Annotated in this window: 22 protein-coding genes and 1 pseudogene; 11 read left to right on the forward strand and 12 right to left on the reverse strand. The window is 53.2% G+C overall.

What is annotated here, in order from left to right; all coding sequences use genetic code 11:
• Nucleotides 1–26: 26 nt before the first annotated feature.
• The 5 genes and pseudogenes from ACR0AW_RS05710 to ACR0AW_RS05730 all read right to left on the reverse strand — a co-directional run.
• Nucleotides 27–644 (reverse strand): annotated as a pseudogene (locus ACR0AW_RS05710) (IS6 family transposase); the annotation flags it as partial.
• Nucleotides 645–696: 52 nt separating this feature from the next.
• The gene (locus tag ACR0AW_RS05715; protein ID WP_170470386.1) at nucleotides 697–1404 is read right to left on the reverse strand and encodes an IS6 family transposase; all 708 of its coding nucleotides are present in this window, start codon (nucleotides 1402–1404) and stop codon (nucleotides 697–699) included.
• Nucleotides 1405–1516: 112 nt separating this feature from the next.
• On the reverse strand, nucleotides 1517–2494 hold the full coding sequence (locus ACR0AW_RS05720; protein ID WP_170776324.1) for a 2-dehydropantoate 2-reductase: 978 nt from the start codon (nucleotides 2492–2494) through the stop codon (nucleotides 1517–1519).
• Between the two features lie 4 nt (nucleotides 2495–2498).
• A complete protein-coding gene (locus tag ACR0AW_RS05725; RefSeq protein WP_170776325.1) occupies nucleotides 2499–4034 on the reverse strand; it encodes an acyl--CoA ligase in 1536 nt (511 codons plus the stop codon).
• Between the two features lie 57 nt (nucleotides 4035–4091).
• Nucleotides 4092–4775, reverse strand: a complete 684-nt coding sequence (locus ACR0AW_RS05730; RefSeq protein ID WP_170512654.1) for a fumarylacetoacetate hydrolase family protein — start codon at nucleotides 4773–4775, stop codon at nucleotides 4092–4094.
• Between the two features lie 47 nt (nucleotides 4776–4822).
• Here ACR0AW_RS05730 and ACR0AW_RS05735 point away from each other — a divergent pair, with 47 nt between their 5' ends.
• Nucleotides 4823–4966, forward strand: coding sequence for a hypothetical protein (locus tag ACR0AW_RS05735; protein WP_480438745.1), 144 nt, complete (start codon nucleotides 4823–4825; stop codon nucleotides 4964–4966).
• Here the strand turns inward: ACR0AW_RS05735 and ACR0AW_RS05740 are convergent.
• Nucleotides 4963–5643 carry an FCD domain-containing protein gene (locus tag ACR0AW_RS05740; protein ID WP_170646614.1) on the reverse strand — a complete coding sequence of 227 codons (681 nt, stop codon included), beginning with the start codon at nucleotides 5641–5643 and terminating at the stop codon, nucleotides 4963–4965. The two genes, ACR0AW_RS05735 and ACR0AW_RS05740, sit on opposite strands and share 4 nt — an antisense overlap.
• A 139-nt stretch (nucleotides 5644–5782) precedes the next feature.
• Here ACR0AW_RS05740 and ACR0AW_RS05745 point away from each other — a divergent pair, with 139 nt between their 5' ends.
• The 5 genes from ACR0AW_RS05745 to ACR0AW_RS05765 all read left to right on the forward strand — a co-directional run bounded on the left by ACR0AW_RS05745 (nucleotide 5783) and on the right by ACR0AW_RS05765 (nucleotide 10529).
• Nucleotides 5783–6703: a fumarylacetoacetate hydrolase family protein gene (locus tag ACR0AW_RS05745; protein ID WP_480438747.1), complete on the forward strand. Its 921-nt coding sequence runs from the start codon at nucleotides 5783–5785 to the stop codon at nucleotides 6701–6703.
• Between the two features lie 125 nt (nucleotides 6704–6828).
• A complete protein-coding gene (locus ACR0AW_RS05750; protein WP_480438749.1) occupies nucleotides 6829–7788 on the forward strand; it encodes an ABC transporter substrate-binding protein in 960 nt (319 codons plus the stop codon).
• Nucleotides 7785–8594 (forward strand): ABC transporter ATP-binding protein, encoded by an 810-nt coding sequence (locus ACR0AW_RS05755; protein ID WP_170646556.1) that lies wholly within the window; start codon nucleotides 7785–7787, stop codon nucleotides 8592–8594. Before ACR0AW_RS05750 ends, ACR0AW_RS05755 begins: the two co-directional genes overlap by 4 nt.
• The gene (locus tag ACR0AW_RS05760) at nucleotides 8591–9463 is read left to right on the forward strand and encodes an ABC transporter permease (protein ID WP_170646557.1); all 873 of its coding nucleotides are present in this window, start codon (nucleotides 8591–8593) and stop codon (nucleotides 9461–9463) included. The genes ACR0AW_RS05755 and ACR0AW_RS05760 overlap by 4 nt, the downstream gene beginning before the upstream one ends.
• The gene (locus ACR0AW_RS05765; RefSeq protein WP_170776326.1) at nucleotides 9453–10529 is read left to right on the forward strand and encodes an Ldh family oxidoreductase; all 1077 of its coding nucleotides are present in this window, start codon (nucleotides 9453–9455) and stop codon (nucleotides 10527–10529) included. Before ACR0AW_RS05760 ends, ACR0AW_RS05765 begins: the two co-directional genes overlap by 11 nt.
• A 42-nt stretch (nucleotides 10530–10571) precedes the next feature.
• On the opposite strand, the gene ACR0AW_RS05770 is transcribed toward ACR0AW_RS05765, so the two are convergent.
• Both ACR0AW_RS05770 and ACR0AW_RS05775 read right to left on the reverse strand, forming a co-directional pair.
• Nucleotides 10572–11249 carry a GntR family transcriptional regulator gene (locus tag ACR0AW_RS05770; RefSeq protein WP_170800107.1) on the reverse strand — a complete coding sequence of 226 codons (678 nt, stop codon included), beginning with the start codon at nucleotides 11247–11249 and terminating at the stop codon, nucleotides 10572–10574.
• A 9-nt stretch (nucleotides 11250–11258) separates the two neighbouring features.
• Nucleotides 11259–14024, reverse strand: a complete 2766-nt coding sequence (locus tag ACR0AW_RS05775) for an FAD-binding and (Fe-S)-binding domain-containing protein (protein ID WP_480776491.1) — start codon at nucleotides 14022–14024, stop codon at nucleotides 11259–11261.
• A 245-nt stretch (nucleotides 14025–14269) separates the two neighbouring features.
• On the opposite strand from ACR0AW_RS05775, the gene ACR0AW_RS05780 reads away from it, so the two are divergent.
• Together ACR0AW_RS05780 and yghX are read left to right on the forward strand one after the other, a co-directional pair.
• On the forward strand, nucleotides 14270–15433 hold the full coding sequence (locus ACR0AW_RS05780) for an aminotransferase class V-fold PLP-dependent enzyme (RefSeq protein ID WP_170512642.1): 1164 nt from the start codon (nucleotides 14270–14272) through the stop codon (nucleotides 15431–15433).
• Nucleotides 15434–15529: 96 nt separating this feature from the next.
• On the forward strand, nucleotides 15530–16417 hold the full coding sequence (gene yghX / locus ACR0AW_RS05785; protein WP_170776329.1) for a YghX family hydrolase: 888 nt from the start codon (nucleotides 15530–15532) through the stop codon (nucleotides 16415–16417).
• Nucleotides 16418–16899: 482 nt separating this feature from the next.
• On the opposite strand, the gene ACR0AW_RS05790 is transcribed toward yghX, so the two are convergent.
• Nucleotides 16900–17793, reverse strand: a complete 894-nt coding sequence (locus ACR0AW_RS05790; RefSeq protein WP_170776330.1) for a LysR family transcriptional regulator — start codon at nucleotides 17791–17793, stop codon at nucleotides 16900–16902.
• A 130-nt stretch (nucleotides 17794–17923) separates the two neighbouring features.
• Between ACR0AW_RS05790 and ACR0AW_RS05795 the strand changes: the two genes are divergently transcribed.
• Entirely contained in the window at nucleotides 17924–18148 is a 225-nt protein-coding gene (locus ACR0AW_RS05795) for a DUF1127 domain-containing protein (RefSeq protein WP_170519509.1), read from the forward strand.
• A complete protein-coding gene (locus ACR0AW_RS05800; protein WP_480438755.1) occupies nucleotides 18138–18365 on the forward strand; it encodes a DUF1127 domain-containing protein in 228 nt (75 codons plus the stop codon). Before ACR0AW_RS05795 ends, ACR0AW_RS05800 begins: the two co-directional genes overlap by 11 nt.
• Before the next feature lie 276 nt (nucleotides 18366–18641).
• Here the strand turns inward: ACR0AW_RS05800 and ACR0AW_RS05805 are convergent, their stop codons facing one another.
• The 3 genes from ACR0AW_RS05805 to ACR0AW_RS05815 form a co-directional block, all read right to left on the reverse strand.
• Nucleotides 18642–18920, reverse strand: coding sequence for a hypothetical protein (locus tag ACR0AW_RS05805; RefSeq protein WP_170776331.1), 279 nt, complete (start codon nucleotides 18918–18920; stop codon nucleotides 18642–18644).
• A gap of 461 nt (nucleotides 18921–19381) precedes the next feature.
• A complete protein-coding gene (locus tag ACR0AW_RS05810) occupies nucleotides 19382–20776 on the reverse strand; it encodes an alpha/beta fold hydrolase (protein ID WP_170776332.1) in 1395 nt (464 codons plus the stop codon).
• 361 nt (nucleotides 20777–21137) lie between these two features.
• Nucleotides 21138–22070, reverse strand: a complete 933-nt coding sequence (locus tag ACR0AW_RS05815) for a LysR family transcriptional regulator (RefSeq protein ID WP_170776333.1) — start codon at nucleotides 22068–22070, stop codon at nucleotides 21138–21140.
• Between the two features lie 112 nt (nucleotides 22071–22182).
• Here ACR0AW_RS05815 and ACR0AW_RS05820 point away from each other — a divergent pair, with 112 nt between their 5' ends.
• Nucleotides 22183–22626, forward strand: coding sequence for a cupin domain-containing protein (locus ACR0AW_RS05820; protein ID WP_170776334.1), 444 nt, complete (start codon nucleotides 22183–22185; stop codon nucleotides 22624–22626).
• Nucleotide 22627 lies beyond the last annotated feature (1 nt).

Genomic DNA, 22627 nt, shown 5'->3' on the forward strand with positions numbered 1-22627 from the left:
CTCTATTAGGCCAGTGACGCTGTCCTTTATCCAGCACCAAGTTCGCGCCACTCGCTAAGAGCGGCGCTTCGTGTCAACTTGAAGGTGTCTCGGCTGGTCAGCGATCTTTCCTAGTTGAAGTGGTTGTAGACGGAGAAATGGACGGAGGCGAATTTCTGTCGACTTCGCATGCGCCTGAAACGTTGCATCGCGCGTTCGCGTCGTCGAAACGGCTGGTGCGAGTTCTCGACGCGGTTGTTGAGCCACCTTCCCGTCTTTTGTGTTTCGAGCGCGCCCATTTCTCTGAACGCAGCTCGATACGACGCGAAGCGATCGGTGACCACTTCGTCAACTTTACCGTGCCGCTTCATCAATTTCCTGAGGAATTTCAACGCCGCCTGCTTGTTTCGGCGTTTGGTAACGATTGCTTCCAGCACTTCGCCCTCATGATCGACGGCCCGCCAGAGGTAGTGTCTCTTGCCATTCACCTTCACGAAAACCTCATCCACGTGCCACTTCCATTTGGAGTATGCTCTCAATTGCTGAACACGCTTTCTTCGGATCTCAGAGGCAAACATCGGGCCAAATCTGTTCCACCAATACCGGACAGTTTCGTGACTCACGTCGATGCCTCGCTCGTGCAACAAATCTTCGACGTTCCGAAGGTGCTGTCAGACAAATTCGAACTAGTCTCAACTAGGCCAGTAGAGCTGTCCTTCATGCCGCGCCAAGTTCGCGCCACTCGGCGAGAGCAGCGGCGCGTGTCAGCTTGAAGGTGCCTCGGCTGGTTAGAGATCGCTCCTGGTTAAAGTGGTTGTAGACGGAGGAGTGGACGGCGGCGAATTTCTGTAAACTTTGCATACGCCTGAATCGCTGCATCGCGCGTTCTCTTCGTCGGAACGGAAGGTGTGAGTTCTCAACCCGGTTGTTAAGCCACCTGCCCGTCTTCTGCTTTTCCGTCGCACCGAGATCTCTGAGCGCGGCTCGGTATGACGCGAAGCGATCGGTGACAACTTCATCCGCAGCGCCGTGTCGCCGCATCAATTTCTTGAGAAATTTCAGTGCTGCCTGTTTGTTTCGGCGTTTGGTGACAACGGCTTCAAGCACCTCGCCTTCGTGATCAACGGCGCGCCACAGGTAGTGCCGCCGACCGTTTACCTTTACGAAGACTTCGTCGACATGCCACTTCGACCTTGAGTATGCCCGCAATTGCTGGACCCGTTTTCTGCGAATTTCCGAGGCAAACATCGGACCGAACCTATTCCACCAATATCGGACGGTTTCGTGGCTGACATCAATGCCACGCTCGTGCAGCAGGTCTTCGACATTCCGCAATGAAAGCGGAAAACGGATGTAAAGCATCACCGCCAGGCGAATGATCTCAGGGCTGGTTTTGAAGTATTTGAACGAGACGGGTTTGGTCATTGCCAGAAGCTATGCGACCACCCTGCCCCGCTCAAGCAAAGTTTCTCTGACAAGACCACCGTATCAGTTATCCGCCTCAAGCAATGCTCTCGTTGCAAGGCCGACAAAGAGTCTAGTAAAGACCTGCGACTTTTGCCCTCAGTTTGATCAGTGATGCGACGATGTCGATTATGGGCGTTGAGGTCCTTGTAAGTTGCCCCAGTTCTTGCACCGACGAGACCAAGGCATCAATTTCCATCGGTCGGCGCAACTCCAAATCCTGCCACATAGAGGTTTTGTGCGCACCAACCGCCGCTCCGCCGTCGAGGCGTTTTTCAACATCTATCGGGAACTTAACCCCAAGTTTTTCACCGACTTCCTGAGCCTCGAGCATCATTCCGCGTGCCACGGAGCGTGTGCCTTCGTCGACACACAAGACATCAAGAGTTGAGTGGGTAAGAGCGGAAATCGGGTTGAACGACAAGTTACCCCACAGTTTCAACCAAATTTCATCCCGGATTCTTGGTCTGACGGGCGCACGCAGTCCGGCGGCGGATAGCGCAGCCGAAAGCTTGGCAGCACGGTCTGATTTAGCACCATCGGGCTCGCCCAACGAAAAACGATTGCCTTCGATATGCTTGATTGATCCAGGAGCAATGACCTCGGCGGCAGGATAAACAACACATCCGAGGACGCGATCTGGTCCAAAACCGTCCCACTGCACATTTCCCGGATCGACTGAAGCCAACCTCGTTCCCTGGTAAGGACCGCCTAGTTTGTGGAAGTACCACCAGGGCACCCCGTTCACTCCACTAACTACGGTTGTCTCGTCTGCAATCAACGGCTGCATTGAGTCTACCACTGCTGGGACGGAATGCGCTTTCAGTGTGATGAAGACATAGTCTTGTGGGCCGAGATCGGCAGCATTGTCTGAAGCGCGTATTGGAACGCTGACTGGATCCTGCCCTTCTTCAAGAAGGGTCAGTCCTTTTTCCTGCATTGCTGCCAAGTGGGGGCCACGCGCGACGACACTGACTTCTGTATCAGTCTGTGCAAGTTTCGCGGCAACGTAACCTCCGATAGCTCCGGCACCAAAGATACAAACTTTCATGTGTCTATGCCTTCACCAGTCCTAATTTAGCAGCTAGTCCGATCCTTTGTATCTTGCCAGTCGCGCCTTTTGGAATTTCTTCAAGAACAACCACCGAAGTCGGCACCTTGAATTTTGCGAGCCGCGCGCCGATAAAAGCCCTGACCTCCTGACCTTGGATCGTCGCTCCTTCTGAAAGCACCACAGCTGCCGCTATGTCTTCACCCAGTTTTTCGTGGGGAACGGCAAAACAAACTGCCTGAGCGACTTCTGGGTGGCTTAAGAGTACAGCGTCAACCTCAAGTGGACTGATTTTCTCTCCACCGCGATTGATAAGCTCCTTAAGACGACCGGTCAGTCGCAGATAATTCTCTTCGTCGAATGAACCCTGGTCGCCAGTGCGAAACCAAGTTTTTCCGTCCACTTCAAAAAAATTGTCGGCATTTGCCTGCGGGTTGCTTTCGTACCCCGGCGTCACGTTCGGACCGCTGATAACGATTTCTCCGACGTCCCGTGAAGAGATCAGAGTATTTTCGTTCTCGTCTGCAATTCTGACTTCGGGGCCTGCTGCTATTCCAACAGATCCGGGTTTTTGCGTTTGGGGAGCAAGCGGGTTGCAACACATTTGATGTGTCGCCTCAGTCATGCCGTAGGCTTCGATGACGGGCGCATTAAATGTTGCCACCAACTCTTCCATTACCGGGCCCGGCAACGAAGCAGAAGAAGATCGAAGAAAGCGCAACCGCGATTGCTCAATGATCGTTTGGTTTCGTGCAGCTCGGGCAAGTATAGCTTGATGCATTGTCGGAACTGCGGTGTACCACGTCGGATTAACTTCAGCGACCTGCGAGAAAAAACTAAGAGCGTTGAACCCAGGGGCGCAGCTAATTTGAGATCCAGCACCTAAAGACGCGGCAACAGCCGCAATCAGCCCGTGGATATGAAACAGCGGCATAATACTCAGACAGCGATCGTCGATTGTCAGTTTCAAAGACGCAGCCACATTTCGCGCGGATGCGTAGATATTAGCCTGCGTCAGAGGAACGATTTTGGGACTCGACGTAGTTCCTGACGTGTGCAGTATCAGGGCGACATCATCTTCACCCGGTGCGGATGTGTCCGCCGTGCCAATTGGGTCACAGGACAATATGGAGAACTGTCCAGCCGAATGTAAGCTTTCGTGAGAGGCCCTCAAGATTGCGATGCCAAGATCCCCAGCAGCTATTACGGCAGGTCCATCGTCGTTTTCGTTTACAAGAAGGGCCTTGGCCTTCAGATCCTTGAGGTAGAAAACGTATTCTTCGTAAGTGTACGCCGGGTTCAAAGGTGCCGTCGTCGCCACTTGGGCAACGGACATAAAGGCCGTTGCCATTTCGGGGCCATTAGGTAACACAATTGCCACTCGGTCGCCACGACCTACTCCGATCTGATGGAGATCTTTTTTGACCTTTGCGCAAAGCTCTCGCAGCCCCAGGTAGTTCAACCAAGATCGACCTGGGGCACCGATAGCATTCGCAGTGCCCGAATGGGGTGCGATCAATTCGGCGACTAAGTGGGGCATCTGGGATCCCTTTACAAAGGCATTGGCCTATTTTGCGAAGAGTGTTTGGTGTGGTTGCTACGTTACCTTGACAGTTAGGCTACCCAATTTGTCGACCGACAGCACCAATACATCGCCGCGGTTTACTGGACCAACTCCAGAGGGCGTGCCAGACAGGATAACGTCGCCGGCGGCAAGTTCGAAGTAATCGCTCAGGTAAGAGATCATTTCAGGGACTTTCCAGATCATCTGATTCAAATCACCTTCCTGCCGAATTTCTCCGTTCACCGATAGGCGAATTGCGCCTTCGTCGAGTGGCCCAACATCTTCTGCTTTGTGCACCGGTCCGCATGGAGCTGAGCGCTCAAATGCCTTCCCAATTTCCCAAGGTCGACCCATTTTCTTCATTTCGCCCTGTAGATCTCGACGGGTCATATCCAGTGAAAGCCCGTAGCCGTAGACATGATCTAGAGCATCTTCGACAGAAATATTCGTGCCGCCGGATTTAAGCGCCACATACATTTCAGCTTCATGATGTACGTCCGAGCTGTGAGCCGGATATGGAAATTCTCCAGATGGGTCGAGGTTGTCAGGGTTCTTTTGGAAGAAAAATGGGGGTTCACGATTTGGATCGTGGCCCATTTCTATGGCGTGCGCCGCGTAGTTTCGACCAATGCAATAAACCCGACGTACCGGGAACATACCTTCGCCTTCTACCGGTATTTCGTGAACCTTCACCGCGGGAATTACATGATCGTGCATCGCTTTACTCCTGAACATTTCATTGCCAAAGATCGGTTTGCCAATCTATGGCGTTGTTCCGATCGATGCTGTGCCACGCTCGCAAAGACGTAGCTCTTGTCTCAGTCATCGCCAATGTGACCGACGATTTGCAAGAGGTTCAGCCGCAGCTTAGCCCAACCATTTCCAAAATTGGTCGGGCGCTGGTTTAGCGGTAGGTCTCAAGACTAGCTGGCAACACGCGGGAGTAAACGGATCTCAGATGAGCCAACATGGCCTGCGCCGCCTCTTCTCCGTCTCCACTCGATATCGCCGACAGGATCAAGTCATGCTCTCGAAAACTGGAATAATCATCGGGGGGTTTGTAGGTTTTACGGGGTTGTCCCCACACAATAGACCTTCGGACAGAATTTAGAGTCTCGAAGAAATACAGGAAAAGCTGATTACGCGTTGCCCGGGCTATCGCGTGATGCAAATTATTGTCCCATGCTTCATATGTGCGCCAGTCTTCTGCGGCTCGGCACCTCTCAACGCAGAGCCTCATTTGCTCGCGATCTGAACGCGTAGAATGAAGCGCAGCAAGACGGCTAAGCTGCGGTTCGATGGTAAACCGAACACCTACAACCTGTTCAGGCTTGATCTGTGCACCCAAATAGGTGACGTCCGTTAAGTTGAGAACCGGTCGGGCACCAACGAACGTGCCCCGACCCACATGCCGCCAGATAAGCCCCTGCGCCTCTAGTTCGGCCAATACGCGCCTCAGCTGATTTCGGGTTGTGCCTAGCCATTGGCACAGTTCCCTTTCAGGCGGAAGCCTATCGTTGTGCCGGTATCCCGCATTGTCGATCAGCTCCCGGACACGTTGCGAAAGTTCTGTAGGCTCACTCACATTGCCACCCAATTTGCTGATTGGTTGATTGATTGAAACGCCAAGTCGGCAAAAACTCAAGGGCAAGTGACAACCAAATCTGAGTCGCCTGCCAAGATCGGTGACCTAAGTTGGCGCCATTATGTAGTAGGAGAGCCAAGTGCGTTTAGCGACTGTTTCAGTAGATAGCCATGCCGTTTGCGTCGCATTGCTTCCCAATCGAAGCAGGTTGGATGTATCGCGTGCTATTGAGATGCTCATGCCGGATACGGCTCTTGATGTAAGCACGATGCAGCTGATTATCGAAGGCGGTCCGACCGCGCTGGAGGCGTTGAGTGCCGTTGTTGCCGCGGGTGAGGCAGGCGAACTCAAGGACCTGCTCGTCCCCGAAGACGCGCCTCTTCTGTCGCCCATTCCCACGCCACGCAAGAACGTTTTCTGCGTGGGGCGAAACTACGCTGAGCACATCGCAGAAGGCGAGCGGGCGCAAAAAGAGAAAATCGGCATCACCGAGCATCCGGTTTTCTTTACCAAGCCGCCGACCTCGGTCGTTGCGCCAGACGCTGACATCCTACTCTTTCCCTCGGTGTCGCAGTCCATCGACTACGAAGTCGAGTTGGCAGTCGTGATAGGGAAGCGCGGGCGCAACATCACCAAGGCAGATGCGTTTAATCATGTCTTTGGGTATTCTATTCTGAACGACATAACCGCCCGAGACATACAGCGCCGCCATGGCGGCCAGTACTTCAAAGGCAAAGGGTTGGATGGATCTTGCCCAATCGGTCCCTACATCGTGACCGCCGATGCCATCAGCGATCCGCAAGCTCTTTCGATCGGACTGACAGTTAACGGTGAGCAGCGCCAAAACGGGATGACGTCGGACATGATATTCGACATTCCAACGTTGATCGCATCCTTGTCAGAAGGCCTGACACTAGAACCGGGAGACATCATTGCGACAGGTACGCCATCAGGCGTCGGATACGCAATGGAGCCGCCGCAGTTTTTGAAAAACGGGGACGTCGTAGTTTGCGAGGTTTCCGAAATCGGCACGCTAAGGAACAAAGTGCGTGCCGTGTAATGGCTCCTACGCAGCAATCACTGTGAGGCGTCAACATTCAAGGGAGGAAGACTACAATGATGAACAGAAGGACTTTCACAGCGTCCCTGCTTACTGCTGTTCCGGTAGCAGGAGCAATAGGAACAATGGGTTTTGCGCAAGACTTGCGTGAAATCACCTTCGTGCAACCCAGCCCTTCGGCAATCAACTCATTTCCTGTGTTTGTCGCCATTGGAGAAGGATACTTCGCAGATGAAGGATTGAACGTGACCGTCGAGGCTATCAACGGCTCAGGCGCCGTGCTTCAGGCATTGTCTGCAGGACAAGCACACTTCGGTCGCCCCGGCCCCGGCCCGCTGATTGCTGCGCGCTCGCGCGATGTGGATGCGGTTCACATCTACAACGTTGCGGCGCGCAGCAACTTCGGCATTGCAGTGCCCGAAGACTCTGACATCCAAAACGTTGAAGAGTTGCGGGGCAAAGTTATCGGGACAGGTACAGCTGATGGCGCAGAAGTGGGCTTTGCGCGTAATGTGATGACCGGCGCAGGAATGAAAGAAGGTGAAGATTATACCTTCCTGACTGTCGGCGACGGTGGCCCTGCGACCGCGGCTTTTCTGAATGGCGAAATCGACGCGTATTCCGCCTCCACCGCTGACACGGCAATTCTGAACCAACGCGGAATGGCGGTGCGTGACATTACGCCTGCGGAATTCGGGCGTTTCTTCGGTAACGGCATCGCCACAATGGCCGACACAATCGCCAACGACCGCGAATTGGTCGAGGCCTGGAGCCGCGCTTTCGCTCGTGGTCATGCCTTTGCGCTGGATGATGCCAACCGCGAAGCTGTGTTGAAGCACCTGGCGGACGGCAATCCGCAGGAAGGCGAGGACAAGGAGTTCCAGTCAGCGCTGTTCGATGCCGTACGTTCGAAAACCATAGCAGCGGATCCAAGCAACGGTTTGGGATGGTACCCCGCCGAAGTTTGGCAGGAATGGCAAGACGCACTTGTTGCAGGTGGCGAAATTCCGGGACCGCTTGATGACTTGAGCGCTGCCTGGACCAATGAATTTGCCGCCATCGGCAACGAGGCCGCCAGCAAATGAACGCTGCAGCCGCAAAAGAGTTTTCCGGCGCGCCCTTGGGCACGCCGGTCTACGAATTGACCCATTTAAGCAAGACCTATGCACGCAACCTTGTTGTTGCGCTTGAGGACATTAATCTGACGCTACGGAAAGGAAGCTTCACTTCTGTAATTGGGTCCAGCGGGTGCGGGAAATCCACTCTGCTCAAGATCATGGCGGGTCTGATCCCTCCCACCAAAGGGCGTGTGATCCTACAGGGCCTGCCAGTCACCGGTCCCCGTCGAGACATTGGTATGATGTTTCAACAGGCGACACTATTTCCCTGGAAAACAGCGGTGGAAAACATCGTATTGCCAATCGAGATCCGCGACGGAAAGGCAGCCGCCAAGCAAGCAATGGGCAAGGCTCACGAACTATTGGACATCGTGGGCTTGAAGGGATTCGAAGACGTATACCCGAACGAATTGTCGGGCGGCATGGCTCAGCGCGCCTCAATCTGCCGTATGCTGATCACAGAACCAGCTGTACTTTTGTTAGACGAACCATTCAGCGCGCTGGACGAGCTGTCACGCGACATGATGAATATGGAACTGCAGCGGATTTGCCATGAACAGGATGCGACTGCTTTTCTTGTTACGCACTCTATTCAGGAAGCCGTTATTTTGTCCGACGAAATCGTCGTGTTGAAACCACGCCCGGGCAGGATTGCCGAAATTGTGAAGGTCGATCTGCCACGCCCACGCACGTTGGATATGATGACCACACCCAAGTTTGGCGCTATTGTAGACTACATTCGCGGCCTCCTGGATAAGGGAGAAGAAATGTGAGCGACGTTCATAACTACTCACCTGCCCTAAAAAACGCCGACACCGCAGAAGACACGGTATGGGAACAAAAAGTTCACTTTATCGACTCGGTCCCACGCTGGCTGGCGATGACCTTTGTCTTCGTGGTTTTCGTCGGCACTTGGCAAATTGTTACGAGCCTTAAGCTGGTTTCCCCAATCATTCTGCCTACACCGTTGGAAACCCTGAAAGATATGATCTTCGTGGGACAAAATCTATTGACTGGCGGCTATATGCTTGGGGCGCTGTGGATCACAATCAAAGAAGTTATCTATGGTTTTGCACTGGCAATCGCGATCGGATTTTCGCTGGGCGTATTGGTGGGGGAAACGGCATTTGGTGAAAAGGCAGTGATGCCTTACCTGGTGGCGATAGATACCATGCCAAAAGTGGCATTTGCCCCACTCTTTGTAGCGTGGTTGGGCTTTGGTATTGAATCAAAGGTGGCACTTGCTGCCTTTATCGCGACATTTCCAATCGTGGTCGGTACTGCGGCTGGGCTTCACGCCGCCGATGAAAACGCGCGTATGCTTTTCAAGACGATGGGCGCAAGTCGGATGCAGACATTGTTCAAGATGAAACTGCCGACTGGCCTGCCGCAGATTTTTACCGGCCTCAAGATCGGAGCAGTCGGCGTTATGGCCGGTGCGATCACAGGAGAATTCCTAGGCGGTGGCAAGGGATTTGGCGAACTTATTCGGGTTGCCGCCTCGCAGCTCAACACGCCGCGCGTCTTCTCGTTAATCCTGTATCTCAGCCTTGTCGGTCTGGTCGTATTTGCGTCGGTGGTTTGGACACAGCGTAAATTGGTGTTCTGGCACAAGGAACAGGTGGGAAGAGATGACTTCTGAGCCTTTGATAATTGACTGCCAAACCCTGCGTGAATTTGTGGCGGCCGCACTCGAAACTCGAGGTGTGCCAAAATCAGATGCGGACAAGGTGGCCTCGACGATGGTTGAGGCCGACATTTATGGCTATGGCACGCACGGTGTTTTTCGCCTGCGACAGTACCTAGCCCGGCTGGCGGGAGGTGGCTCCAATCCTACGCCAAAAGTCACAGTAGTACATGAGACCGCTGCAACTGCTTTGATCGACGGAGATGACGGCCTCGGCCATCTGGCTATGTCGGCGGCTCGGGATCTTGCAATTGAAAAGGCAAAAGAGGCCGGCATCGGATGGGTTGGTGTTCGGCGCGGCAATCATGCTGGACCACTGGCACTTTATGTACGTCCACAAGCCGAGGCAGGGCTGCTTGGTATGGCCGCGGCAGTGGGCAGCGCGAACCACGTCCCGCCCTATGGCGGTAGTGACTTGCTTCTTGGTACCAATCCCATTGCTTTTTCCGCCCCCGCCGATGGTCCCGACCCGTTTGTGTTTGATATGGCGACGACCGTAGCCGCGATGGGTAAGATCAAAACCCTGCTGCAGCAAGGCAAGCCTATGCCCGAAGGCTGGATGGTTGGGCGTGATGGGAACCCATTGACGGACCCCGCCCTAAAGTCAGAAGGGTTTCTTTTGCCAATCGGCGGTCCGAAAGGGTTCGGTCTTTCCGTAGCTATCGGGTTGATAGCCGGGGTCTTAAACGGTGCGGCCTTCGGCTCTGATGTGGTCAATTTCACCTCGGACACAACTTCATCCACAAATACCGGCCAGTTCGTTATGGCGCTCAATCCGGCAGCCTTTGGGATGGGCAATGACTTTGCTTCTCACGCAGCTCGCGTCTTCTCTGAAATGCGCGCATCCCCCCCCCTGCCCGGTCATGACCCGGTGCGCTTGCCCGGAGACGGCAAAACGGCTGCCGCAGAAGCCCGCCGCAAAGAAGGTGTGAGGCTGAACCCCGTTCTTTGTCGAGACCTCAACAAACTTGCTGAGGACTGTGGGCTATCCCCTCTGTTTCCTAGTCTCAGCACCGACTAGCAGCACATCCGTGGGAAGCTGGTAGGCGCTTTTGACGAGAGTTTAGAGAGGTGCCTCGTCCTCTGCCTCCAGCGCTTTCACAAGTGCAGAAAGTTTATTCATCATGTGGAGCTTCATGGATTTTCCAAGCCCGTCAGCATTACGGGCCCTGAGTAACTCCATCATGGCTTCATGTTCGTCAATGGCCTGCGCCCAGCGCTCGTCCGACAAGTTGGCCATAAAACGTGCGCGGCGGACCCGTGCGGCTAACAGCTTGTGGTGGCTCGCAAGAATATCGTTTCGCGCGCCACGTATCAGTGCCTGATGAATGTCCTGATTGGCCTTAAAATATGCCTGTCGGTCATGTGAATTATAGGCTTTCAGCATATCGGCATGGCGACGTTCGATTAGTTCAATTTCAGCGGAATCCATGTGCTGACATGCCAACTCTCCCGCCAGTTGCTCAAGCGTCGCAAGCACTGGAAACGTATTCTCCAATTCCTCTCGCGTGACACTTGCGACGCGGGCCCCCCGGTTGGCTTGAAGTACCACAAAGCCTTCTGACGCAAGCACCTTTAAAGCTTCTCGCAAGGGTGTCCGTGAGACCCCCAACGAGTCGCAAAGCTGTTTCTCGGGCACTTTTTCACCCGGCTTTAAAACATCTTCGACAACCAGGTTACGTAGCCTTTCGACCAGTTCTTCGTGAAGGGTCGGGCGATTAATGCTGTCCGTCAGGTTCATTTCCATTTCCTAAACATCAAGAACCATATCCAAGAGGCGTGCGACGTGCATAGCTTGATGCTGCGTACCTTCGGCGATTTGATGGCGGCAAGATGTCCCGTCTGCCACGATAACTGCATCTACGGGCGCGACTTCCAACGCCGGGAACAAGTCGAGTTGTGCCATCTTTATCGAAACATCGATAGTGTCGGGCGAATATCCAAATGCCCCTGCCATGCCACAACAACTGCTTTCAATCATGTGAACTTGTGCCCCTGGAATACGCTTCAAAAGGTCAAGCATCGGTGTGACGGCACCGTGTGCTTTCTGGTGGCAATGCCCATGCAAATAAATCGGGCGATCCAATGGCTTCAGGGGCAAGTCCGGCTGATCGGCCAGAAATTCCTCAAAGGTACACGTTGCGTTCGACAACATCTCCGTTTCCGGCCCCGGGCAAAGCGCTAAAAATTCATCCCGGAAAGTGAGGATAGAGGAAGGTTCGAGCCCGACCACTGGAACACCTTTTGCAACCGCATCTCGTGTCGCGTCAATCACGCGTTGTGCCTCGTGTCGCGCTTCGTCCACGCACCCCATAGCCAAGAGAGTACGTCCGCAATCCAAAGCCCTGTCAGATCGATCGTCTCGCGCCACGGCCACCCGAAATCCTGTTGCCCGCAAAACCCGGACGGCAGCGCGCAAATTTTCCGGTTCGAAATACCGGTTGAACACATCGGCAAACAGCAACACCTGCGGATCATTGTCCTGAGCTTCGACATCACGGAACGGAGCAGAAGACCACACTGGCAGATCGCGTCGCGCTGAAATACCAGTAGGTCCCTCCAATAGCTTACGCGAGAGTCCAATTTTGTTTCGTAAATTCACAAACCACGCGACTTTCGCGGCTTTTGGCGCATATCGGGGCAGGTAAGCTATCAATTTGTCTGCCAACGTCAGCCCATCTTTTTTACGCTTTGCTGACAATACTTCGATTTTCATTCGCGCCATGTCGATGCCAGTCGGACATTCCCGAGCGCAAGCTTTGCATGACACACAGTACTTCATTGTGTCCAACATGGCATCAGACGACAAACCGCCCGGCATCTGCCCGCTGATGGCAAACCGCAACGAATTTGCCCGCCCACGTGTAGCGTCTCGCTCGTCTCGGGTCGCTCGGAAAGAAGGGCACATAACGCCGCCCTTGAGCTTGCGACATGCACCATTATTGTTGCACATCTCGACGGCGCCCTGAAACCCTCCTCCGGCACCCGGCCAAGCAGACCAGTCCAGCGTCGTTTCGAATTCAGGAACCGAATAGTCCTGACCGTAGCGGAACAGTCGGCGGTTATCCATGGCGGGCGCGTTCACGATCTTGCCAGGATTCATTACCCCATTAGGATCAAACCGTTTCTTAATCTGTTCAAACGCAGAAACGATACGCTTACCGAACATCTTTTCATGAAATTCTGATCGTACGATCCCGTCACCATGTTCACCTGAATGAGATCCTTTATACTTTTTGACCAGTTCAAATGTTTCTTCGGCGATCGCCCTCATTGTCCGGACGTCTTTGTCTTGCCGCATGTTCAGCACAGGGCGCACGTGCAAACACCCCACCGAGGCATGCGCGTACCATGTTCCCCTTGTGCCATGCCGGGCAAATATTTCGGTTAGGCCAGCGGTGTAATCGGCGAGGTCGGGCAAAGGGACGGCGCAATCTTCGACAAAAGAGATCGGTTTGCCTGCCTCTTTCATCGACATCATGACATTCAACCCGGATTTTCGGTACTCGGCGATAGCATTCTGCAAAGATTTGTCCGTAACAGAGACAACGCCGCCCCACCGATGTTCCGCACCGCTGAAAGCAAAACCGAGATCTCCCATCAGTTGCGAAAGTTCGACCAGTTTTGCAGCATTGGCCTCGGCGCTGCCCTCGGCAAACTCCACCAGCAGCAGGGCTTCGGGATTGCCTTCAACAAATGCATTAATCGTTTCGCTAAACATTGGGATTTCTCGCCCCAATGCAATCATGGTGTCGTCTATCAACTCTACCGCCTGCGGGTTGAGTGTAACGATGTGCTGGGTGGCCTCCATTGCAGCACGAAATGTCTGGAAATGGCACACGCCGGTAACTTTCGCTCCCGGCAGATGAGCCAGGCTTAGTTCCAGTTCTGTGAAATAGGCCAATGTGCCTTCTGACCCCACCAATAAATGGGACATGTTGATGTCGTTACCTACAAGGGCGTCGATATTGTACCCGCCCACGCGGCGCTGGACTTTAGGAAAACGAGCGTTTATTTCGGCAGCCTCGCGACGCCCAAGAGCGCGCATATCACCAACAAGATCCGCATAATCGCCTGATGCGGCCGTATCAGCGCTGAACCGCGCTTCCGTACCATCAACCGTGATTGCGTTTATCGCACGGACGTTGTCTCGCATGATCCCGTATCGGAGAGACTTTCCGCCTGAAGAATTGTTTGCCGCCATCCCCCCAAGAGTGCAACGGGACGCTGTTGAAGGATCCACGGGAAACCACAGGCCATGCTGCTTCAACGCTTGGTTCAATTGATCCAGAACAACACCGGGTTGAACGCACGCAATACGCTTCTCAACATCTACGTCTAGAATACGATTCAAGTGTTTTGTGTTGTCCAGTACAACACCTTGATTGACCGTTTGCCCGCATTGCGAGGTGCCGCCGCCGCGAGGCAGAACCGAACTTCCTTCGTCCCGCGCAATGGACATTACAGCTTGGACATCTTCAGTGGACCGAGGGATCACCACAGCGTCCGGTGTCATCTGATAAATTGAGGCATCTGTCGAGTATCGAGCAAGCGATGCCGGATCTGACATCACCTCTCCCCGTACATCAGACAACAGTCGGCGGTACAACGATCCATTCTCCACCATCAGGTTCGCCTTCCCTTCCCTTCAAGTCTTATAAAACGCTTCACTTCACCGTTGACTGAATAATGAATTCATAATTAACTTTTGCAATAAGTAATAGCGCCTCTCTTTTGGCACCAGCGTAAGGATGAGTTCAAATGCGTCAGGCGGGCAGACATTTTTTGCAGATTCCAGGGCCGAGTGCTGTGCCAGAGCGCATCCTGAAAGCCATAAGCACGCAGACCATTGATCATCGAGGACCGGATTTTGCTGAAGTGGGGAACAAGGCCCTAAATGGCATAAAGACGATTTTCAGGACAAAACAGAACGTCTTTATCTATCCTTCATCCGGCACCGGCGCATGGGAAGCCGCACTTGTGAACACGGTTTCGCCTGGCGAAAAAGTTCTGATGTTCGAAACAGGGCATTTCGCCTTCATGTGGTGCAACTTGGCTGGAAAACTAGGGCTGCGACCAGAGCTGATTGAAGGAGATTGGCGTGGCGGCGCGGACCCCAATCAGATTGAAGACCGTCTACGTGCAGACGAGCAGCACGGCATCAAGGCGGTTTGCGTCGTTCACAACGAAACGTCAACCGGGTCAGTCACACCAATTGAGGAAGTGCGGAGGGCCATAGACGCAGCCAAGCACCCTGCACTTCTAATCGTGGACTCCATCTCCGGCCTTGCGTCGATTGATTTTCGGTTCGATGACTGGGGGGTCGATGTGTGTGTCTCCGGCTCGCAAAAGGGATTGATGTTACCGCCTGGTTTGAGCTTCAACGCCGTGAGCGATCGGGCTCTGAAACACTCACAATCCGTGACCACGCCGCGAAGTTACTGGGATTGGCAAGATATGGTCGGACCAAATCAGAAGGGGTTCTTTCCTTACACCCCCGGCACCAATCTTCTCTATGGATTAAATGAGGCCATCGACATGTTGCACGAGGAAGGGTTGGACAACGTTTTTGCCCGTCATGCCCGACACGGAGCCGCGACACGGGCTGCCGTGCGCGCCTGGGGTCTTGAGGTTTTGTGCACACATCAAGGTCAGGAATCGGGCGTCTTGACTGCGGTTAAGGTCCCAGAGGGTCACTCCGCCGATGCGTTTCGTGCTGCGGCGCTTGAGCACTATGACATCTCACTAGGAAATGGTCTGTCCAAGGTAGCCGACAAGGTATTCCGCATTGGTCATTTGGGCGACTTCAACGACCTAATGTTGATGGCCACCCTTTCTGGCGTAGAGATGGGGCTAGCCAAGAGCGGTATGCCACATAACGGAGGCGGCACTCAGGCTGCCTTGGAGCATCTCAAGGCTGCGTGACGTTGGACAGGGCTTTTAAAAAACCAAATAAAATCAAAATCTTCAGATCGAATACTACGTACCCTTCAGACTGCCAAACTCATTAGGAGATTGACCATGACTCGCATGACGGCAAAAGACTTCGACCAGGAACTACTGGACCTGTACGATTTTTACGCGCACGGTAAAATCACTAAGCGTCAGTTTCTGGATCGCGCAGGTAAGTTCGCGGTTGGCGGTTTATCTGCGGTCGCGTTGCTGAACATGCTCAGCCCGAACTATGCATTGGCCGAGCAGGTATCATTCAACGATCCCGATATCCATGCAGACTACATCACCTATCCCTCACCAAATGGAACCGGCGACGTACGGGGCTACCTTGTCCGGCCTGCTGGTGTGGATGAGCCGCTGCCAGCAGTGCTGGTGATCCACGAAAACCGCGGCCTTAATCCCTACATCGAAGATGTGGCGCGACGCTTGGCGAAAGCAGGCTTTATGGCTCTAGCTCCAGACGGTCTGACGTCGGTTGGCGGATACCCAGGCAACGATGCTGATGGGCGCGAGTTGCAAAAGACGGTCGATCGGATCGAGCTGATGAATGATTTCTTCAATGGCTTTGAATACCTATTGAATCGAGAAGACTGCACCGGGAAGGTTGGCGCTGTGGGTTTCTGCTATGGCGGTGGTGTGGTCAGCGCAATTGCGGTGGCCTACCCGGAACTAGCGGCAGGCGTGCCGTTCTATGGCCGCCAGCCAGCAGCCGAAGATGTAGCCAAAATTCAGGCACCACTGCTGATTCAGATGGGGGAGCTTGATGAACGTATCAATGCAGGTTGGCCAGATTTTGAAGCTGCTCTTCAATCCAACGAAAAAGTCTACGAGGCCTACATCTACGAAAATGCTAACCACGGCTTTCATAACGACAGCACGCCACGATACGATGAATCGATGGCAAAATTGGCCTGGGACCGCACCATTGATTGGTTCAACACCTATCTGAGGTAATTGGTGCAAGCTACGAAGTCAGCCATGCGTTGATATCGCTTCATGGCAATCCACGGTTCATCTTGGCCAAGCCCTCAGAGGCCCTAGAAATTTGACTTTCGCAGTCAGCGTGTCCGCGACCAGGTCTTGGCCTACTACCCCAACCATTGGGTGTTTTTTAGAGTCGAAACGATTGGAAAATATTGTCGAAGCGGATTTAGGTGAAGCGATCCATCGTTAGGTGTTCAGCTCATCTGTGGGTTAAGCGCACTATCACTTTAATGCCGCTGATAGCAGCCATTAATCATGTGTCCGGATAATGGCTCCTCTTAGGTTGAATTCATCAATTCTGCATCTACCAACCGCTAATAGATTTTTGATCGAGGGGCCCAGTCAGTTTTCTTTCAATCTCTGCCGGGTTTTTAGACAGTCACAACAGATGGGTTTGGATAAACTTGGACAACTGCGACCGTTTCTATACGTAGTTAGCCGTTCCTTTGGTCTTAATCAGAATCCCGAAACCGCCGCGCGAGATAATCTACGAACGCGCGGGTTTTTGGTGCCAGATTCCGCCTTTCGGCAAACATTACGACAATATCTGTGCTGGGTGGTGCATACTCAGGCATTACGTGGACAAGTTCGCCGGAGCTAAATTTAATGTTTGCCATATAGCAGGGCAGCCGTGCGATCCCGATGCCAGCGAGAGCGGCTCGAAAGACGACATCGGTGCTGTTTCCCTCAAAACTGCCCGTTGCTTCAAATTTTTCGCCTGGGTTCGGTTCGATGCTGTCCCAAGCGTTCCGCTGGCTTCTCCCAGCAACTCTCAAGCAATTGTGCTCAGCCAATTCGGCAAAACTCGATGGTGTTCCAGAACGCTCAAGGTATTCAGGTGAGGCACATAGCACCCTTCGACTCTGCATAATGCGCCTGATGACCATATCTGGATTCTTGCGTTGTTCCGCAAAGCAGATCGCCGCATCGAACCCTTCACTCCGAAGATCAATTTCTCGGTCGGTCAGATCCAAAGACATTTGAACTTCAGGGTTTTCATTCATGAACTCTGGCAAGGCAGGAATCAGTTGGGACTTACCAAATGCAACCGTGGACGCGATCCTGAGTTCTCCGCGTGGGACACCGTCAAAGCTATGGATCATCGCTTTGGCTTCATTGAATTTGTCAGCCATCGCTTTGCATTTTTCGTAGAAAGCTTGGCCTTCCAGTGTTGGAGAGATACCCGTTCTGGTGCGATTCAGAAGGCGGTAGTGAACCTGATCTTCAAGCAACCCGATCTGCTTGCTCACAGCCGACGGAGTTTGCCCCATTGATCGTGCAGCCGCAGATATGCTTCCTTGCTCGACCACGGTCGCAAAAATTAACATTTGCGCAGAAATATCCATGTCATGACCCTTGCTGTTCCAATCTGGCATGGGGCCTATGCCAGATTGCCAAATTGTGAGCGCTACCAAATAGACGTATCTCTGCATTGCAGCATAATTACTGCACTGCAGCAACGGACGAGGCAATATCATGGCAATTACACGATCAAACAGCGCGCTGGATGTCGTATTCGAAGCTGGCCGCACGTTCTTTCATCAAAAACTGGACACGATGCGAAAGGCACAGGCCAAACGCAGGGTTTATCGCGCAACGTATTATGAGCTCTCGGTGCTATCTGACCGCGACCTGACAGACCTGGGCATTCCGCGCAGTAGCATCAAAAGACTTGCTATGGAGGCTGCATATGGCTGCTAACACCCAAACGGCTGGTACAGATCGTGGTCACGCCATCGCCCTATCAATCAGCTTCCTGGCGAGGATCGGAGCCACGGCAAATGCGGCCTTTAAGGCGCTTCAAACGGCCCGGATGCTCTCCACACTTTCGAATATGAACGACCATCAGCTCGCTCAGATCGGAATCTCGCGATCCGATATCCCGGAATATGCCGCGAAATTGATGGCTGACGAATAGAAAAGTAGACCCTCAGGATAGAAGATTGCACGAAATTTGCTGGTCCTCGCTCCTCCCAGAGTAAGCCAGCAAAAGCGGCGGCGAAAAAGCCAACAGGGAGCGCCAACGCACGGGCCAGCACTTTCAACTCCTCCCGAAAGTGCTGGCTCGATACCTTGAGCTGAATTTGCAAGACCAGAGCTAGAACGATTTAAAGGTGAAAAACCGCAATCCGCACTACAGACCGCAGGACAACAGGCTTTGCCTCGCCGTCACCGAACACCTATTCTATCGGGATTAAATCGCGGAATAACCCAGCCTTGAAAGAGCACCGGCCACAGCCGGTTCTGTTGGATCCATTCTTCCTTCACATGCCCATTTTTTGATGCAGATTTCAGTGTCCTTTGGTCTTTCAAACTCGCCGTCTTTAGCCAAAATCACCACAGCGGCTTCACACGCGGAAAGTCCCATGGCCTCACACACGCCCATCGCGTAAAGCTGGTCATCTCTTTCCTGAACTGCTGAAGAAACTTTCATGGCAGAAAGCGCAATATCTACGCTGATTGCATACACCATCGTATTCCAACGCCTTTTCCAACTCAGAACTATGTAACACAATGAATTTAATGCGCTTTCATTTGGCGATTATTAATTGATCATTACGACTTCTTAAGCCTCTTAGTTGGCCGAGTTTTTTAGCAGCATTTGTGTTGAGGCGGACTTGGCAAACAAGTTCGTTGCATCTTTGTTAGGCAGCTTTGTCCGCGTTGCAGTCATTCACCACAACTTGCTTGAACGTCTACTTTCGCGGAAGCTGCAAAGGATGTGGAGCGATTAAATCGCGGTGCGCATCCCAAACGCGATGATCCGCATTCGATCCATGAACAAAGACGACCGGCTCTCCCTCGCCGTCTTGGGCGTAGGAGAGCCTGACTGCATTTATCGCAACTCTGTGTTCCATAAATCTGGCGAAGTACTCTTGTTGCATTTGTTTTGAGAGCAATAGAGCCAGACCCGAAGGCACTTGGAGCAATAATTCAGCAGTGTTCAGCCAAGAAAGCCAAGGCGTCCCTCTCAAAACGTGGCCATTCCGGGTCGTTGTCCGGGATGGTATGGTTCGAGCTTTCGTAGGCGATGAACTTCGCGTTGGGTAATCCCTTTGCAAACAATCGTCCTTGTTCGACCGGTTGCATCCTGTCACTGGTCCCATGACAAACAAGGCACGGCACCTCGACCTTGGACAATATCGGTGAGATATCGATGTTATCAATCACGCCGCGATACCGCCCCATGTTTTTGGGTGAAATCATCTTGCGCATATCTTCGGCATATTGCCGCCGTTCTTCTTGGCTCGCGCCCGGCACGATGATTTGCGCCATTAAATCACGCAGAGACGGATAATCATCGTCCCACCCGGCAGTCATCATTTGCTTAATTGCGTTGGCGCGTTCCACATCTTTTTGCGACGTTCTTTTTGCCCGACCAATAGGGAACCCACCTATCATTACGATCGCAGACACACGGTCAGGTCGGCGCGCTGCGAAGGCAGCTGCCACTGCGGACCCCTGCGATATCGCAAGGATCGGCGCGCGTTTGATACCCGCTGCGTCAAAAACGGTTTCCAAGTCATCAACGAACCGTTCGAACGTGCAAGTTTCTGCATCCCAGTCGGATAGACCGTTGAGCCTGGCATCAAAACGGACCAAACGATGTCGTTGAGCGATGGAAGTGTAAATTGGAGCTTTCCCCGGATTGCGCCAGTCAAGCTCCAAGTGCCCAATCCAACTTGGCGCCTTTACGACCGGAGGACCGTCCCTAACTGAGCTCCAGGCCAGACTAATGTTGTCGCTAGTTTTGCAATAACGAATTTCCTGTGTTTTGGCGAAGTTAGCGCGCGATTTGGACACATGTTCATCGGTGAAGTTGATCGACAAAACTTCGATCGGCTGTTCAATGCCTTTGAACGTGTGAAGCCCTTCTCGGCGCAAACGTTTGGCATAGTCCGCTCCGGCAAGATCACAAAGTACCTTTGAGACCAGAATGCCCCCGGGTTCAGCTGCCGATTGGAGCCGCGCAGCGATGTTGACGCCGTCTCCGAAGATATCGTCGCCATCGACGGTGACGTCGCCGACATGCAAACCCGCTCTAAGCTGGATACGTTCCGGAACCAAATAGGGATGGTCTGGCTCTCTTAGCTCCGTTTGGATCGCAATTGCCGCTTCTAAGGCGTTTCCTGCTGACAGAAATTCAATCAACGCTCCGTCGCCCAACAGTTTGACAACCCGGCCAGATTTTTGCTCAACGATCGGCGTTACCAAATCGCGGTACAAGGTGTTCAGTGTTTTGAGAAGTAGCTTGGAGCCGCCCTGCATCATCCGACTGAAGCCGACGACATCGAGAGACACGATTGCAGCAAGACGGCGTTGACTCATGGCTACTTCCCGCAAGTTGGCTCGAAAACACTACCACGTTCTTAGTTTGTTAGAACCGGCAACTTGCCTAATACCTGAAAACTTGCAGTGGAATGATCGGTAACTAAGATCTCGAATTGACCAAAGACCGTGGAAGCGATCATTCAAAAGGTATGCCTACCCGTTTTTTTTAGGGAATGGCGGGTTTGTCCGCATTGGAAACGTTCAAGCAAGTTGCAGCGAACACCCGAGTTACGGGACCAAGCGGTTGTTTGCTGCGGCTGCGCAAAAAATCTGCATTGGCTGATTGAATCTATTTTGGTTTTGTTATTCGAAACATTAATTTGCATCTTTCCGACAGGCGCAGCGTAGGACAGTTAAACTAACTGTCTAAGTCCAACGCCTTCATCAATTCGAAGACCTGGCTACGCATCCAGGCCGCCATCGGGGCGTTGTCTGAACGCTTGTGCCAGATGCCGATGATCAACGCTGGTTCAATACGCATGGGAGGTTCGAACACGTTCAGTCCGAATGTCTTGGCCACTTTCTTTGCAAGCTGCGCGGGTACAAGCGCGATAAGGTCGCTTTCGCTAACCGCACGGCAAACGCCACTAAAGACAGGCACGGTCATAGCAACCTGTCGCTGTTTTCCGACGCGATTAAGGGCAGCATCGCCCATCGCAGCCAGATTCCCTTCAGGAGAGAACAAGACATGGTGGAGAACGCAGAACGTATCCATGTGCATTTGCGTCCCTTCCTTTAGCCCCGCAATCCTTGGGTTTCCCTTGCGCGCGATAACGTGGAACGGCGAACGGAAGAGCGGCTCTCGATTGACCCAGTCCGGAAGCGCCAAATCCGGGATCAGCGCAATGTCAGCGTTGCGTCGTTCAAGGCTGGCCACATAGTCATTCGGAACCAGATCAACCAGCTGCGCTCGTAGATTGGGCGCCGACTTTTGCAGGAGATCACCCAAGGGTGGCATCAGGAGTTCCGCGAAAAAATCGCTGGCAGCAATCCGGAAAGTGCCTTCAGCGGTTCGCGGATCAAAGGTAGCTGGCGGCGCTAGCAAAGCTTCCAGACGTTCGAGTTCTTCGCGCAAACCGAATTCAATCCTGGACGCGTAATCGGTAGCGACCAAACGGTTTCCCTGCCGGACAAAAAGGGGATCGTCCAAGGCATGACGAAGACGCGACAATGCACCAGAGACTGCGGATTGCGACATGGCGAGCTTGTCGGCCGCCTTGACGGTTGAGCCTTCGCTAATGAGGGCGTCCAATACGCGCAAAAGATTGAGGTCCAGTGTAGCGAAATTCACCTGGCCGATACCCTATATTTGATATTGCGGTTTGCCTGATAGGTTGGCCTTCGGATAGGCTTCTGTCAACGGAAGCGCTTTCGTTTCAATCCAATAACAATGGAGAGAAACGATGAAGGACTTGGCCCAAATCGACGGGGCCATCGAATGGCTCGGCGTAAAATACAAAACCATCCTCAGCCCAGAACAGACAGGCGGCGCTATGTCCATCGTGGAAAGCTGGTCCCCTGCGGGTAGCGGCCCTCCGCGCCATGTTCATCAAAACGAAGACGAAACCTTTGTAATACTGACCGGCACATGCAGGTTCTGGTTGGAAGGCGAGGAGTTCACCGCAGGGGCCGGCGAAAGCGTATTCATCCCACGAGGCAAGGAACATACCTTCAAAGTGACAGACGACGAACCTTGCCGCCATCTCGTGATCCTGACACCCGGCGGATTCGAAGGCTTCTTTTCCGACATGGCAGCCGGTCAGTGCCGCATTCCCGAGGACATGCCTGCTATTGAAGAGAGCGCCAAGCGGCACAACATGACCTTCACTGGCCCGCCGTTGGATTGAT

Source organism: Ruegeria sp. C5 (assembly GCF_056537605.1).

Bases quoted from the DNA above. Each gene is read 5' to 3' on its own strand.
- ACR0AW_RS05715 (WP_170470386.1), bottom strand. From the start codon at position 1,404: ATGACCAAACCCGTCTCGTTCAAATACTTCAAAACCAGCCCTGAGATC.
- ACR0AW_RS05720 (WP_170776324.1), bottom strand. From the start codon at position 2,494: ATGAAAGTTTGTATCTTTGGTGCCGGAGCTATCGGAGGTTACGTTGCC.
- ACR0AW_RS05725 (WP_170776325.1), bottom strand. From the start codon at position 4,034: ATGCCCCACTTAGTCGCCGAATTGATCGCACCCCATTCGGGCACTGCG.
- ACR0AW_RS05730 (WP_170512654.1), bottom strand. From the start codon at position 4,775: ATGCACGATCATGTAATTCCCGCGGTGAAGGTTCACGAAATACCGGTA.
- ACR0AW_RS05735 (WP_480438745.1), top strand. From the start codon at position 4,823: ATGGCGTTGTTCCGATCGATGCTGTGCCACGCTCGCAAAGACGTAGCT.
- ACR0AW_RS05750 (WP_480438749.1), top strand. From the start codon at position 6,829: ATGGGTTTTGCGCAAGACTTGCGTGAAATCACCTTCGTGCAACCCAGC.
- ACR0AW_RS05755 (WP_170646556.1), top strand. From the start codon at position 7,785: ATGAACGCTGCAGCCGCAAAAGAGTTTTCCGGCGCGCCCTTGGGCACG.
- ACR0AW_RS05765 (WP_170776326.1), top strand. From the start codon at position 9,453: ATGACTTCTGAGCCTTTGATAATTGACTGCCAAACCCTGCGTGAATTT.
- ACR0AW_RS05770 (WP_170800107.1), bottom strand. From the start codon at position 11,249: ATGAACCTGACGGACAGCATTAATCGCCCGACCCTTCACGAAGAACTG.
- ACR0AW_RS05775 (WP_480776491.1), bottom strand. From the start codon at position 14,024: ATGACACCGGACGCTGTGGTGATCCCTCGGTCCACTGAAGATGTCCAA.
- ACR0AW_RS05780 (WP_170512642.1), top strand. From the start codon at position 14,270: ATGCGTCAGGCGGGCAGACATTTTTTGCAGATTCCAGGGCCGAGTGCT.
- yghX (WP_170776329.1), top strand. From the start codon at position 15,530: ATGACTCGCATGACGGCAAAAGACTTCGACCAGGAACTACTGGACCTG.
- ACR0AW_RS05790 (WP_170776330.1), bottom strand. From the start codon at position 17,793: ATGGATATTTCTGCGCAAATGTTAATTTTTGCGACCGTGGTCGAGCAA.
- ACR0AW_RS05795 (WP_170519509.1), top strand. From the start codon at position 17,924: ATGGCAATTACACGATCAAACAGCGCGCTGGATGTCGTATTCGAAGCT.
- ACR0AW_RS05800 (WP_480438755.1), top strand. From the start codon at position 18,138: ATGGCTGCTAACACCCAAACGGCTGGTACAGATCGTGGTCACGCCATC.
- ACR0AW_RS05805 (WP_170776331.1), bottom strand. From the start codon at position 18,920: ATGGTGTATGCAATCAGCGTAGATATTGCGCTTTCTGCCATGAAAGTT.
- ACR0AW_RS05810 (WP_170776332.1), bottom strand. From the start codon at position 20,776: ATGAGTCAACGCCGTCTTGCTGCAATCGTGTCTCTCGATGTCGTCGGC.
- ACR0AW_RS05820 (WP_170776334.1), top strand. From the start codon at position 22,183: ATGAAGGACTTGGCCCAAATCGACGGGGCCATCGAATGGCTCGGCGTA.